Raw genomic sequence first — 14,792 nt, forward strand, 5'->3', positions numbered from 1 at the left:
GGGCACCTTCTCACTCGTTGCTGACGGCAATGCATTTTTCCAGGGCTGCCGTCGCCTTGCCGCTGTCGATGAGGCTGGCAGCGAGCTGGATGCCGTCGTCGATGGAATCGGCTTTGCCGGCAACAAAGAAGGCTGCGCCGCTGTTCATGAGGACGGCATTGCGTTTCGTCCCCTGGATTTTTCCGGACAGAACATCGCGGGTAATCTGGGCGTTGACTTCCGGCGTCCCGCCGACGAGGTCTTCTTTCGTCCCCGGCGTGAGGCCGAAGTCTTCCGGTTTGATGACCGATGTCCGGTAATAACCGTCGCGGAGTTCGCAGATCGTCGTCGGGCCGTTCGGCGAGATTTCGTCGAGTTTTTCCTGACCGTAAGCGACGAGGCCCCGTTTGACGCCGAGGGAGGCCAGGACCTTGGCCAGCGGTTCGACAAGATAGCCGTCATAGACGCCGAGGAGGAACATTTCCGGCTTGGCCGGGTTGGTCAGAGGGCCGAGGATGTTGAAGACCGTCCGGAAGCCCAGTTCCTTGCGGATAGGGCCGACGTATTTCATGGCAGCGTGGTATTTCTGGGCAAAGAGGAAGCAGAAATTCGTTTCTTCGAGCATCTTCAAGGCCAGCTGCGGGTCCTGCTGGATGTTGATGCCCAGCGCTTCCAGGCAGTCCGCCGTACCGCACAGGGACGAAGCGGCCCGGTTGCCGTGTTTGGCGACCTTGACGCCGCCTGCGGCCAGGACCATGGCCGACGTCGTGGAAATATTGAAAGAATGGGCGCCGTCACCGCCGGTGCCGACGATTTCCAGGACTTCCATGCCCGGATGGGGAACGGGCGTCGCCAGGGAGCGCATGGCTTCGGCACAGCCGGAAATTTCATCGATCGTTTCGGCTTTGGTGCTCTTCGTCGAAAGGGCAGCCAGGAAAGCGGCGTTCTGAGTCGGCGTCGTTTCGCCTTTCATGATTTCCATCATGACCTGATGGGCTTCGTCGTAAGTCAAATCGCCTTTATTGACAATCTTGATAATCGCTTCTTTAATCATCGTAAGTACCTCCATTCAAAGAGTCATCTATATTACTTATAATGTAAGGAAATTTTCTACCATCATCGGCCCCTGGGGCGTCAAAATCGATTCGGGATGGAACTGCAGGCCGTAGACGGGATACTGCTTGTGGCCGACGGCCATGATTTCGCCGTCTTCCGTATGGGCCAGGACTTCCAATTCTTCGGGCAGCGTATCCGGGTCGAGGGCCAGGGAATGATAACGGCCGACGTCGACCTGTTCCGGCAGTCCCTTAAACAACGGGCTGTCCGTCTGCAGCGTCGCTACGGACTGTTTGCCGTGCATGAGCTGTTTGGCATAGGTAATGGTGCCGCCGTAGACTTCGCAGATGGCCTGATGGCCTAAGCAGACGCCCAGGATGGGGACCCTGCCGGCGAAGTAGCTGATGGCTTCTTCGCAGACACCGGCATCGGCGGGACGGCCCGGACCGGGTGAAATGATGAGGTGAGCCGGATGCATGGCTTCAATATCCTGGACGGTCTTTTCATCGTTGCGGATGACCGTGATATCCGGGTCGAACTGACCGAGGAGCTGGTAGAGATTATAAGAAAAACTGTCGTAATTATCAATGAGAACTATCATTTGTCGATTCCTCCATTAGCCTGCTGTAATGCAATGACGACGGCTTTGGCCTTGTTCAGACATTCCTGATGTTCCTGTTCGGGGATGCTGTCGGCGACGATGCCCGCACCGGAGCAGGCATAGACGTGATTGCCTTTCTTGTAAGCCAGTCGGATGCCGATGCAGCAGTCCATATTGCCGGTAAAGTCGATGTAGCCGATGGCGCCGCCGTAGACGCCGCGTTTGTGGCCTTCCAGTTCGTCGATGATTTCACAGGCCCGGATCTTCGGCGCCCCCGACAGGGTGCCCGCCGGCAGGACCGAGGCAATGGCATCGACAGCCGTCTTGTCCTTGCGTATCGTACTGTGGACAGTCGAGCCGATGTGCATGATGTGGGAGAAGCGCAGGACGTCGAGATAGCGTTCGACGTGGACGCTGCCGAATTCGCTAATGCGTCCCAGGTCATTGCGGCCCAGGTCGACGAGCATGTTGTGTTCGGCCAGTTCCTTGGTATTGTGCAGGAGTTCGTCTTCCAAGGCCTGGTCTTCTTCCGGCGTCTTGCCCCGCGGCCGCGAGCCGGCCAGAGGGAAGGTGAAGAGGTCGCCGTCTTCCAGGCGGGTCAGCGTTTCCGGCGAAGAACCGGCCAGTTCGATATCGTCGCCAGAGAAGAAGAACATGTACGGCGACGGATTGATGGTCCGCAGGACGCGGTACGTATCGAGGAGGCTCCCTTCGGCTTCGGCGCTCAGGCGGTTGGCCAGGACGACCTGGAAAATATCGCCTTCACGGATGTAGTTCTTGCCCTTTTCGACCATCTGGCAATATTCTTCTTCATTGAACAAGGGTTTGAAATCGCTCTTGAGCTGCAGCGGTACGTCCGGTGCCTTCTTGCCTTCGCAGATGAGGCTTTCCATGAGCTTCATTTCCAGGAGGGCCCGGTTGTAATTTTCTTCGACCGAGTCGAGGCGGACATTGACGATGAGGTAAATCTGCTGTTTCAGGTTATCGAAGACGATGACCTTGTCGAACAACATGAGGTCGAAATCGTTGAAGCCATCGTCATCGACGGCATTGAGCTTCAACGACGGTTCGGCGTATTTGATGAAATCATAGGCAAAGTAGCCGACCAGGCCGCCCGTAAAGGGAGGCAGGTCCGAAAGGCGCGGCGCCTTATTATCTGCCAGGATCTGGGAAATGAGCTGTTCCGGATGGTCCGTATGGATCTGGACTTCGGCACCGGACTTGATGTGGACCGTGCCGTCCTTACAGTACAGGCCCATCTGCGGGTCATATCCGATGAAAGTGTAGCGGCCCCAGCGCTGGGAGTCTTCCATGCTTTCCAGCAAATAGCAATGAGAGCTGATGTTCTTGACGATGCGCAATACTTCGATGGGCGTGCGGACGTCGGCATACATGCTGCGGCAGATGGGCACGACCTTATATTCACCTTGATATGCTTTTACCTGTTCCAGACTGAGCGTTTCCATATGAGCCTCCTAAAAAAAAATCCGTCCATGACAATGTTACTTGTCAAGGACGGATTAAGTTCCGCGGTGCCACCTTGTTTTAGGGATCGAACCCTACTCTCGACGGAATACCAACATATTCCCGGCAACTGACGTATGCCAACACGTCGCAGAATACTCAGCCTTACGGCCTTTGACTGCGCCCTCAGCGGTCCATTTAACGAGCTGCGTCGGCCGGCTCTCAGCACCCCGGCTCTCTGTACGTGCACGTCATCGTTTTTACTTCCGCCTCAAAGGTTTCATGGACGATGTTCATTTGATGGTTGTATGATACACCGCATTTTTTAACCTGTCAAGGAGATTTTTGTCCATATTCTAAAGACAATCGTTTTACTGGCAAAAAAAGGATTGTCGTACGACGGCAATCCTTTTTAGGGGTTAGCGGTTAGGGGTTAGGGGTTAGCGTTTTCCAGGGCGTTACGAACTATGAGCCACTAACTGCGAATCCCTAACTGCTAACTGCTAGAAAACTACATCATAGCGATGACCGGCGAGATGATGAGCAGGATGCCGGCGAAGACGATGAGGACCAGGGAGATGCCTTTGTATTTATGCAGGGCATCGACTTTGTAAACCAGGTATGCCGGGATGAGGCAGGCGATGATACCGAAGATCGGGCCGAGCAGGGTCAAAAGCTTGAGGACCGGTGCATTGAGGACGATGGCGCCCCAGGCGACGGCGACGGCGAAGATAAGGATGCCGTGACGGACGACGGTCTTGCTGATTTTTTCTTCCGGAATGAAACGGCGCAGGATGTTCATGGCAATCCCCTGGCAGGCTTCACGGAAGCCGAGGAAGACGCTGAAGAAAGCCGTCATGACAGCGAAGATGTTGAGGATAAGGCTGAAGATCTTGACGGCGCTGCCATCAAACCCTCTGGCAACGATGGCCAGGGCCGAAATGTTCTGGGAGTAAGCGAGGACGGCCTGGTCATGACCGAGGGCCAGGTTGAAGGACATAGCGTACGAGAAAATCGTGATGAACAAGACGGAGAAAGCGATTTTCATAGCCCGCATGGCTTTATAACGGGCGACGTGGATGGACTTGTTGTGAGAGCGGTAGGAAATGACCATCGGGCTGATGCTGGGGATGAAGAGGATCGATGTCAGCGTGACCGGCAGCATGGCGATGGTATTCTTGACGAGGTAGCCCAGGTCCGGGAAGACGCCGATGTTGGCCAGGTTCCAATGCTGGATCATGATGCCGCCCAAGCAGATGACGACTAACAATTTCGTCAGGACCATGAGCGTCGATACGCGGAACAGGAGCTGTTCACCCCGGGAAGCGATGAGGACCATGACGCAGATGATGGCCAGTCCGTAGAAGGGGCTGTCCGACAGAAGCGTATCCGTTACGCCGAAGGAAAACAGGAAGGACGCGCTGTCGTTGGTCAGGGCCGTCGAATACATGAAGACGCAGATGAGGATGCTCAGAAAGTAGAGGATCCCCAGGAGGAAGCCCCAGTTCTTACCGAGGTAACCGCTGATGACGCTGGGATAATCTTCGCACCGCGGCGAATCTGCCAGGGTATTGATGAATAAGCGCTGTAAGAGATAGATAGCCGGATAGGCGATGATAGCTGAGAATAAATAAACCCATACGCCGACCAGGCCTACCTGAACGGGCAAAAAGACGATACCGGCGCCGATGGCCATGCCGATACTCATAATAATCCAGCCCCAGTCCGTACTGTCGAACTTGACGGCTTCTTTCCATTGTGCATCTGTCATGCCCGCCTGCCGGGCCAATGCTGCTGTTGAGTTCATATGAATTACCTCCTATGATGGATACATTTGAAAATAAAGTGTCTCTCTTAACATTACATGTTTATCGATGTCATCGGCTCCCCTTTCTCAATTTCTGTTCATATACATTTTATCTATATCAGTTCTGGTCTGTTTTCCAAAAACCATAAAATTTAATGTATATGTCGGCGTTTCACCTTTTACTAAAACGTTCTATTTCTTACTTAAAGTATAACATGGAAGGTATATGCTGTAAAATATTCATTGCGCAATTTACTTTTATAGGAAATTCCTATATCAACGACTTATTCTCTTTAAATTTTCTTCATCATTTGCTAGGTTTTTCATATATTGAGAATGACTTGTTCTCACGATTCCAGCATTTCTATGAAGAAATGTCCTTTCCAAAAAGTCAAATTTCGATATATTTTCTTTATAATTTGTAAGTCATGGCTAGACATCTCTTTTTAACTTTTTGCTCCTATTTATTCTTTATTTTCATTTTAAATATTCTTTTATTGTATCAAAAACTCATAACTTTCCTCTATTTTTTTATTTTGATACAATAAAAGTACGATATGCGATTCTATAGGTACGGTTGATATTCGAGGTGTTTTATTATGACTTTACAGCAACTTCGTTATATCTTAGAGTTATCTAAGCACAATTCAATTTCGGCTGCCGCACAGGCTCTGAACATCTCCCAGCCCAGCCTGAGCACGGCCATACGGGACCCGGAAAAAGAGTTCTCCCTGACCCTGGTCGAGCGCAACCGCCATGGCATCACGTTCACACCGGCAGGGCTGGAATTCCTGCACTATGCCGGTCACATCCTCTCCCATGCAGCGGCCATGCACGACCATTTCCAGGCAGAAAAAAGACAGGACCTGCCCCAGATCCTGTCCATCTCTTCCCAGCACTATCCCTTTGCCGATGAAGCCTTCATCCATGCCCTGCAACACGTCCAGCCGGGCAAGTCCTGCGTATTCACCCTGCGCGAAGGGCGGACGTCGCAGGTCATCCACGACGTCGTCACCCGCGAGAGCCATCTGGGCATCCTCTTCTTGTCCCATATGAACGAGCGCTTCCTGCAGGACTTATTCCACAAAAACAAGCTGGAATTCACGTCTCTTTGCGCCTTTACGCCCTGTCTTTACGTCCGCAGCGGCCATCCCCTGGCAGCGTGTCAGCACGTCGTTCCCAGTCAATTTGCGGAATATCCCTGTGTCCGCTTTGAACAGGGCCATGACAAGTCCCAGTTCTCAGAAGAACTGCTCCTACCCAATCCGGCCAGCCGCCAGTGCATCTACGTCACCGACCGTTCCACCCTGTTCAGCGTCATACGGTCTACCGATGCCTACACCATCGGCACGGGCCATGTAGCCCCGTCGATCATCGGCCGCCATATCCAGGCCATCCCCATCGAAAATCCCCTGGATACGATGACCGTAGGCTGGATCAAGATAGCCGGAGAACCCCTGCCCGAAGAAGCCCGCCACTACATCACCATCCTGGCCGGCCTCTTAGAAGGACGGGAGCATGGCTAGTGGCTCGTAGTTCGTGGCTTGTAGTGGCTGTCTCACGAAGGGGCTCATAATCCGTAGGGGCTCGCACGTGCCTTTTCAGCCCGTCAGGTCATGAACTGCAAGGAAATGGCAAGACGGCTGCTGAAACGGACCGCTGTAGAGGGCGAGCCCGTCCCAGGATACATGTAATTTTCTAGCCGGTCTGCTAGGAGAAGCTTCCAGATTCCTAACGGGTCGCCCACGCGGCGACCCCTACAGTGCAAAAAAACCGCCCCATTAAGCGTGTTCTTGCTTAATGGGGCGGCTCCTTTTTTCACTTACAACGAACTATTTATTTGTCATCATAGGCTTTTGTCATGCGGACATAGCCTTCGTAGCGGTCCTTAGCATCTTCTTCGGTCTTTTCAAAGAGTGCTTCTGCCGTATCCGGGAAGGTGCGCTGCAAGGACGAGAAACGTGTTTCGCCCATGAGGAAGTCGCGGAAGTTGGCTGTTGGCGGTTTGGAATCGAGGATGAAGGGGTTCTTGCCCTGTTTCTTCAATTCCGGATTATAGCGCCACAGATGCCAGTAACCGGCTTCGACTGCCCGTTTTTCTTCGAGCTGGCTCTGACCCTGGCCGACTTTCAGGCCGTGGTTGATGCACGGTGCATAACCGATGATCAGGGACGGGCCGTTGTAGGCTTCGGCTTCTTTAAGAGCCTTCATGAACTGGTTCTTATCGGCGCCCATAGCGACCTGAGCGACGTAGATGTAGCCGTACTGTGCTTCCATCATGCCCAAGTCCTTCTTGCGCGTCTTCTTACCGGAAGCTGCGAACTGGGCAACAGCTGCCGTCGGCGTAGCTTTGGAAGCCTGGCCGCCTGTATTGGAGTAAACTTCCGTATCGAAGACCAGGACGTTGACGTCTTCGCCCTGAGCCAGGACGTGGTCCAAGCCACCATAACCGATATCGTAAGCCCAGCCGTCGCCGCCGAAGATCCACTGGCTGCGTTTGACCAGGAACTGTTTCATATCATAGACCTGTTCCAGTGCCGGTTTGCCGTCTTTTTCGGCTTCCAGGAGGGCAATGACCTTATCCGAACGTTCGCGGGTGCCTTCGCTTTCAGCCTTGTGTTCTTTCCATTCCGTAAAGGCTGCCTGCAGTTCCGGGCTGGCGACGTCCATAGCGGCATCGATGTACTGTTCCAGCAGTTTCCGTTCCGTCTTTTCAGCCAGCATCATACCGAAACCGTATTCTGCGTTGTCTTCAAAGAGGGATGTCGACCAAGCCGGGCCGTGACCCTGAGCGTTCTTGGTATAGCCACAGTCCGGTGCACTGCCGCCCCAGACGCTGGAGCAGCCGTGAGCGTTGGCGATCATCATGCGGTCGCCGAAGAGCTGGGTGACGACTTTACAATACGGCGTTTCAGCACAGCCTGCGCAGGCGCCGGTGAATTCGAGGAGCGGCTGTTCGAACTGGCTGCCGATGACGGTATTCTTATCCATCGGGTTGGCTTTGACCGGCAGGCCGATGACGTAATCCCAAAGAGCCGCTTTATATTCTTCGCCGTCGAAAGGTTTCATGGTCAATGCCTGTTTCGGGCAGACATGGGTACAGCTGCCGCAGCCCAGGCAGTCCATGACGGATACGACGATATTGTACTTGTAGCCCGGAGCCACTTTGATTTCCTTGTCCTGGTAGCCTTTCGGAGCCTTAGCAGCTTCATCAGGCGTCATCAGGAACGGACGGATAGCAGCATGGGGGCAGACGAAGGAACACTGGTTACAGCCGATACATTTTTCAGCATCCCAGCTCGGTACGAACATGGCGACGCCGCGTTTTTCTTCGGCGCAGGTCCCCGTCGGCCAACGGCCGTCTTCGATGCCATCATAAGCGCTGACCGGCAGGTCGTCGCCTTCAAGGGCATTGACAGGAATGGAGAATTCGCGGAAGAATTTCGTATGTTTCGACATGTCGACCGGTTCATCGACAGCATCAGCCCAGGCGGCCGGTACATCGACCTTGACGATAGCAGACAGGCCCTGGTCGATAGCTTCATTGTTCATGTCGACGATATTCTGGCCTTTCTTGCCATACGATGCGACGACGGATTCTTTCAGTTTCGCAATAGCCAGGTCCAGAGGAATGACATCGGCCAGTTTGAAGAAAGCCGACTGCATGATCATGTTGATGCGGCCGCCGAGACCGATTTTCTGAGCAATGCCGACAGCGTCGATGATGTAGAATTTGACGTCGTTGCGGGCAATAGCGCGTTTTAATTTAGCCGGCAGTTTTTCATCCAGTTCTTCCGGTTTCCAAACCGTATTGAGCAGGAACGTACCGCCTTTCTTGATGCCCCGCAGGAGGTCGAAGCCATGGACATAGGACTGGCGGTGGCAGGCGATGAAGTCGGCATTATTGATGAGATACGGCATCTTGATCGGCGTATCGCCAAAGCGCAGATGCGATACGGTGACGCCGCCGGATTTCTTGGAGTCATAAGCAAAATAAGCCTGAGCATACATATCGGTGTTATCGCCGATGATCTTGATGGCACTCTTATTGGCGCCGACTGTACCGTCGGAACCGAAGCCCCAGAACTTGCAGGCTTTCAGGCCTTTGCCGCCTGTCGTGATGCCTTTGACGCGCGGCAGAGATTTATAGGTAACATCGTCGACGATGCTCAAAGTGAAATCGTTCTTCGGTTCGAAGGCTTTGAGGTTTTCAAAGGCAGCGACGACGTCACCCGGCAAGAATTCTTTCGATGCGATACCATAGCGGCCGTGATAGACTTTCGGCGCATTGTCAGCTACGGCAAAGGTAGCAGCGACGCTGTGATAGAGCGGTTCGCCGTTGGCGCCGGTTTCCTTGGTGCGGTCCAGGACGGCAATCTTCTTGACCGTATTCGGCAGAGCGGCCAGGAAATGTTTTTCCGACCAGGGCCGGAACATGTGGACGTTGATACAGCCGACCTTTTCGCCTTTATCGACGAGCATCTTGACCGTTTCTTCAATGGTCTGGGCGCCGGAACCCATGGCGACGAGGACGAATTCAGCATCAGGAGCGCCGGTATAGTTGAACAGGTGGTATTCACGGCCCGTGATTTCACTGATTTTCTGCATGTAACCTTCAGCGACATCGGGAACGCGGTCGTAGAATTTATTGAGGGCTTCGCGGTGCTGCATAAACGTTTCAGCCGGTTCGCAGAAAGAAATGGCTTCCGGATTATCCGGATTCATGCCGCGTTTGCGGAAGGCCCGGACGGCATCCATATCGAGGAGAGGCCGGAGTTTTTCATACGGCAGGACTTCGATTTTCTGGATTTCGTGGGACGTGCGGAAGCCATCGAAGAAGTTGATGATAGGGATGCGGCAGGAAATAGCCGTGGCATGGACGACAGCTGCCAGGTCCATGATTTCCTGGACACTCGATTCGCACATCATGCTGATGCCCGTGCCGCGCATAGCCATAGCATCGTCATGGCCGGCAAAAATCGTATAGCCGTTGGTGGCAACTGTACGGGATGCGACGTGGAAGACACCGGGCAGGAGTTCGCTGGAAATCTTGAACATGTTGCTGAGCATGATCATCATGCCCTGGGAAGATGTAAAGGTCGTCGTCAATGCGCCGGTATTCAAAGCGCCGTGCATAGCACCGGCAGCCCCTTTTTCAGACTGCATTTCCTGAACCTGGACGGTCGTGCCAAACAAGTTCTTACGGCCATGAGCAGCCCATTCATCGACGTGTTCAGCCATCGGCGACGACGGCGTTATCGGGAAGATGGAAGCCAGTTCCGTAAAGGCGTAGGCAATATAAGCCGCAGCTTCGTTGCCATCCATTGTCTTGAAGATTTTCTTTGCCATAGTACTTTTCCCCTTTCTGTAAAACCTGGTAACTGAAAGAATCCGTGTACACTTAGGAGTCATCTTTAACATTGCGCAGATAAAATCATCTTTTTTCACTATGTGACTAAGGTATTTTTTAGATGACTATTTGTTATCTTTATTGTACTATTTCGAAAAAATTTATGCAAGGCCTTTCTAGTAAAACGTTCATCTTATGCCGATTTTGTCTAAACGCGTATATATTCATGAAAAAGAGTCATAAAAAACAGGCTGTCACACAAAGACAGCCTGTTTTTTAGTCCTTAGTTTGTAGTTTTCAGTTTTTAGTGAATGGACAGCTAAAAATTTAAAAACCTCACAATAACCTATATTACGCCCAGATGGATTTCATGAGCTCTTTGTACGATTCGCCGAGATGGCGGATGATGACGTCGAACATGGCGTAAATCAAATCGCCGTCGACTTCATCGTCTTTAAGGAGGACGCACGTATCGAGGATGAGGTTGCCTTCGTCATCGACATAGTATTTGAAGGACTTGTACTGCTTGTTGTACGTATTGAGCAGCTTGAGGACGGCGGCTTCATTGTCATCGTGCAGGACCTTCGGCGCTACCAGGACGCGGATCATGCCGTAAATGCTGGTGTCGAGGATGACGATGAGGGGCAGGCGGTTGCCATTGATGTCAGCAGCCGACCGGAAGACGACCGTCTGGAACTGGTCATCCTTGATTGCATCGACCGTAAAAGCCTTGATATCCTTTTCGTCCAGATATTTCTTGAAATTTTCCGCTTTTTTATTCATGGGAAACACTCTCCTTTTTCTACAAATAACACTTCGGTTTTATTATACCCCATTTCATCAGGGCTTGTCATATAAAAAAGCGCTGTCGCGTGAAGACAGCGCCTTTTTGAGTATTATGTTTGCAGTTTGTAGTTAATTTTTTTAAATTTAAAGCTTATACTGTACCCATAAGGTTGGACAGTCCTTTTTTTTAAGTGGTTAGCAGCTAGTGGTTCGTGATTAGCAGATGGTTTTATAGTTTGTAATACGGATCTTGTAGAGGCGCCACGTGAGCGGCCCGTTAGGGATTGGGATAATTCTTCCAGCAAACGGGGCGGTAAATCATACATATCCCGAAGCGGGCGCCCCACGTGGCACTCCTACAGAAAAGGGACTGCCGCATGTGCGACAGTCCCTTTTCTTATTAGGAGAGGAGTATTTTTTCGAGGATTGGGTCTAATTCTTCCGGTGTCGTGCTGGGTTCAAAGCGCTGGACCTGGCTGCCGTCCCGGTTGATGAGGAATTTGGTGAAATTCCATTTGATGCCGTTGCCCTGGGCATTGTCCGGATAGTATTCGGAAACGACCTTCTGGATGAGCTGGCCGCTTTCTTTATCGGTTTCGTAGCCTTTGAAAGGCGCGGCTTCCGTGAGGTATTGATAAAGCGGAGCTGCCTGATCACCGCGAACGTCGATTTTCGCAAAGAGCGGGAAGGTGACGCCATGGTTGAGGCGGCAGAACTGTTCGATGTGCTGGTTATCTTCCGGGTCCTGTTCCAGGAACTGGTTGCACGGGAAACCGAGGATGACCAGGCCTTTATCCTTATATTTCTGATATAAGGCTTCCAGGCCGTCGTACTGTGGCGTAAAGCCGCATTTGCTGGCCGTATTGACGATGAGCAGGAGTTTATCTTTATATTGGCTCAGAGATACATCGTGTCCCTGGATATCTTTGACAGTGAAATCATATACGTTCATGGTGTAACCTCCTTATGGTTTATAATTCGTGGATGACGCAGCCGCCAAATTCCGGCGAGCAAGTAGCCCCATCGAGGGGCGGTGCTTCTTTGACAGCGAATGATTCTTTCCACAGGCCGTGGAGGTTGCAGTATGCATAGACTTCGCCGGCATCGCCTGTTTCAAATTCAGCCTTCGGTTCTTCACCTGGTTTGAGGTAACGGATGTCGACGCCGTTGTCATCGACAAGGGCAATCCATTCGATGTAGTGCTTTTCTTCCATCGGGTGTGTCACTGAGCCGACGTGGACTTCCAGATGACCATCGATTTTCTGGATAGCCGGTACGTGTTTTTCTTTAGCTGCATCGACAGTGTCGGCGACGAGATGAGTCAATTCCTGGCCAGCATAGATGAGTTTTTCCGGTACTTGCGTGCCTACAGATACTAAAACGCTGCCATCTTTATCGTTACGGTAAAATTCTACGTGTTTCATATGGGTTCCTCCTTCGGGGCTTGGCCCCTGACGAATGTACGGTTTATATATAAGAAGTTATTTACTAATTAATAATTGTTTTTTCTTTATGTGCTCATTATAGACTAAATCAGTACACTTGTCAATAACGGAGAATGGTTATTTTTTTATTATTTTTTATTGATATCCAATTCGATGCTGTGCGGGTCTTTCTTCAGGGCCTTCATCCGTTCCCGCGTCGTCCGGCTGGCACCACCCCATTTGAGGACCAGTCCGCCATTGACACTCCACGTCGGCGTCATATTGGATCCGGACCGCCGCGTCAATTCACTCCAGACGGAATTCCCCTTCCCCAAAGACAGGGACGTCCCAAAAGTCATGTCATACCAGATGTAATGGCTGGAACCGACATCGGCCGTCTGGGGTGCCTGGCCATCGCCATGGAGACTGCCCGTCGTAGTCCCATTCATTTCCCGCTGAACGCCAAAGCGGCCATAGAGCAGGCCGGCATGGCCGTTGACGCTATACGATTTGCCGGCCATAATGCCCAGGCGTCCGGTGACATAGGGTTTATTCCCCGATTTATAGGCCACGTCATCACCGCTGACCGTGTAAGGGAAGACATAACCCAGGGACAGGCCGGCTTGGGGTTCCCAGAAGAATTGCTTGGGCAGGAGCCGTGTTTCATAGTAACGGATACCGGCGCCAAGCAGCCAGGTCCGGTAATTGACCAGATCACCATTCCCGTCGGCGTCGCTATAGGAAACAGTATGCTGCAGCTGGGACAGGCGGATGACGGCATCGCCATGGCGATCGTGCTTATCGCCCCATTCCATGGCAAACCCGCCGCCGTATTCCTTAATGGAATCGGATCCGCCACCATAGGGCTGGCTTTCTGCCTGACCATTAGTATATACATTCGACGTGCTCATCGTATAAAAAGCGCCCTGACGCAGGGTCCCGCCCCAACGGGCCATGGCATGCGGCGAATCATAACCGATGAGGGTCGCACTGTAGTCCTGGCTGAAAGACAGGCTGCCGTAATCGGGAAAGGTATAGCTGCGATAATCGGTCTTGACCCACCAGCCCATATCTTCTGACGGTTCGGCCAAGTCTTTATAAGAAGCGAAACGATTATCATCGCTGCGCCGCCAGAAAAGGTCCGACGCCATTTCATAAAAAGAAGCCGTCCCAGCCTGTGTCGCTGCCAAAGACCGGCCGGCAGACGACCAGTCCGCCGTTCCTGCAGCAGCTGCTCCGGCCGGACAGACCAGGAGCGAAAAAGCGATTATCCAATTACGCAAACCAGGCAGACTGAATTTCATAAAAACCTCCTTCGAGGACTTATGTTTCCGTCCTTACTAAATCATAATGGCGGCAGCCCTGTTCTTCACGGCAGCACAGGACACCGTGGTCGACGAGATATTCAATATGGGCCAGCGTTTCCCCCAGGGCGAACCATTTCTGCGTCGGCGGAAAGTCCTTCCACTGCTTGCCGCGCATGGACCAGGTCATATGTGGGGCGATGTCGTAGGCCGTGCTGTGCGGATAGAGTCCTGCCAGATGGCAGATTTCCGCCAGGCGTCGGTCGTGATGGGCCACGATTTCGTCGATGCGGCCGGCAATGGACGTATCGCCTTCACGGTGCCCCGGCAGGGCCAGTCGGACGGGGAGTTCCCGCACTTTCTGTAAACTTTCGAGATAGCGTTGCAGGGCCTGTTTCATATGATACCAGACCTGGATGTTCGGCGTAATGTCGAAGAGGATGTGGTCACTGGTAAAGAAGACTTCTTCTTTCGGCAGGTACAGGCAGCACAGGCCCGGCGTATGGCCCGGCGTGTGAATGACCTGTAAATCGCAGCCGGCCAGGTGGAGGCAGTCGCCGTCATGGACAGGGTTCACCGGGAAATGCGGGTCTGGCGAAAAGGTCCGGGCCTGATTGGAGAACTGCGTCTTGATTTCGGCCGGCGGCATGCCTTCGCGCATGAAGTTATCTTCAGCCGCTTTCCACGTCGAACCGTCTTCCGAATCGACGAGGTACTGGTAATCGACGGGATGCATATAAATAGGACAGCCGGCCTGGGCAAAGAGGCCGACGAGACCGCTGTGGTCAGCGTGGAGATGAGTGATGAACAGGGACGTATCAGATTGTAAACGGATGTCCAGTTCTTGTAAACCCTGGCACAAGGCGCGTTTACATTCAGGACGGTTAAAGCCCGTGTCGATGACTAGATTGCCAGACACTCCTTTGATGACATAGGCGTTGAGATACTGCAGGGGATTGTCGGGCAAATCGACGCGGATACGGTATATATCGGGATGAGAATGAACTTGTTGGATCATGGG

At 52.6% G+C, this 14,792-nt stretch carries 11 protein-coding genes; 1 reads left to right on the forward strand and 10 read right to left on the reverse strand.

The annotated features are described in order from the left end of the window. Positions 1–10: 10 nt before the first annotated feature. The 4 genes from trpD to ACFCTO_RS02855 form a co-directional block, all read right to left on the reverse strand. Positions 11–1,033, reverse strand: coding sequence for an anthranilate phosphoribosyltransferase (gene trpD, locus ACFCTO_RS02840; protein WP_481324797.1), 1,023 nt, complete (start codon positions 1,031–1,033; stop codon positions 11–13). Between the two features lie 36 nt (positions 1,034–1,069). After that, complete coding sequence (locus ACFCTO_RS02845) at positions 1,070–1,636, reverse strand: anthranilate synthase component II (protein ID WP_481324796.1); 567 nt, start codon at positions 1,634–1,636, stop codon at positions 1,070–1,072. Further along, positions 1,633–3,102: an anthranilate synthase component I family protein gene (locus ACFCTO_RS02850; RefSeq protein ID WP_481324795.1), complete on the reverse strand. Its 1,470-nt coding sequence runs from the start codon at positions 3,100–3,102 to the stop codon at positions 1,633–1,635. The genes ACFCTO_RS02845 and ACFCTO_RS02850 overlap by 4 nt, the downstream gene beginning before the upstream one ends. A gap of 509 nt (positions 3,103–3,611) precedes the next feature. Then, entirely contained in the window at positions 3,612–4,907 is a 1,296-nt protein-coding gene (locus ACFCTO_RS02855) for an SLC5/6 family protein (protein WP_292261186.1), read from the reverse strand. Positions 4,908–5,506: 599 nt separating this feature from the next. On the opposite strand from ACFCTO_RS02855, the gene ACFCTO_RS02860 reads away from it, so the two are divergent. Continuing rightward, entirely contained in the window at positions 5,507–6,433 is a 927-nt protein-coding gene (locus ACFCTO_RS02860) for a LysR family transcriptional regulator (protein ID WP_499876363.1), read from the forward strand. A 310-nt stretch (positions 6,434–6,743) separates the two neighbouring features. Here the strand turns inward: ACFCTO_RS02860 and nifJ are convergent, their stop codons facing one another. The 6 genes from nifJ to ACFCTO_RS02890 form a co-directional block, all read right to left on the reverse strand. Further along, a complete protein-coding gene (nifJ, locus tag ACFCTO_RS02865) occupies positions 6,744–10,256 on the reverse strand; it encodes a pyruvate:ferredoxin (flavodoxin) oxidoreductase (protein WP_020311612.1) in 3,513 nt (1,170 codons plus the stop codon). Between the two features lie 352 nt (positions 10,257–10,608). Next, entirely contained in the window at positions 10,609–11,040 is a 432-nt protein-coding gene (locus tag ACFCTO_RS02870) for a YbjN domain-containing protein (RefSeq protein WP_292300157.1), read from the reverse strand. A gap of 403 nt (positions 11,041–11,443) precedes the next feature. Further along, complete coding sequence (locus ACFCTO_RS02875) at positions 11,444–11,995, reverse strand: glutathione peroxidase (RefSeq protein WP_499876364.1); 552 nt, start codon at positions 11,993–11,995, stop codon at positions 11,444–11,446. Positions 11,996–12,014: 19 nt separating this feature from the next. Then, the gene (locus ACFCTO_RS02880; RefSeq protein WP_296916030.1) at positions 12,015–12,467 is read right to left on the reverse strand and encodes a desulfoferrodoxin family protein; all 453 of its coding nucleotides are present in this window, start codon (positions 12,465–12,467) and stop codon (positions 12,015–12,017) included. Positions 12,468–12,616: 149 nt separating this feature from the next. Next, positions 12,617–13,771, reverse strand: coding sequence for an autotransporter outer membrane beta-barrel domain-containing protein (locus ACFCTO_RS02885; protein WP_481324792.1), 1,155 nt, complete (start codon positions 13,769–13,771; stop codon positions 12,617–12,619). Positions 13,772–13,790: 19 nt separating this feature from the next. Next, entirely contained in the window at positions 13,791–14,789 is a 999-nt protein-coding gene (locus ACFCTO_RS02890; RefSeq protein WP_020309724.1) for an MBL fold metallo-hydrolase, read from the reverse strand. Between the last annotated feature and the right edge of the window lie 3 nt (positions 14,790–14,792).

It is taken from the genome of Megasphaera indica (assembly GCF_046614755.1).
In the GTDB taxonomy this organism is placed as follows: domain Bacteria; phylum Bacillota; class Negativicutes; order Veillonellales; family Megasphaeraceae; genus Megasphaera; species Megasphaera intestinihominis.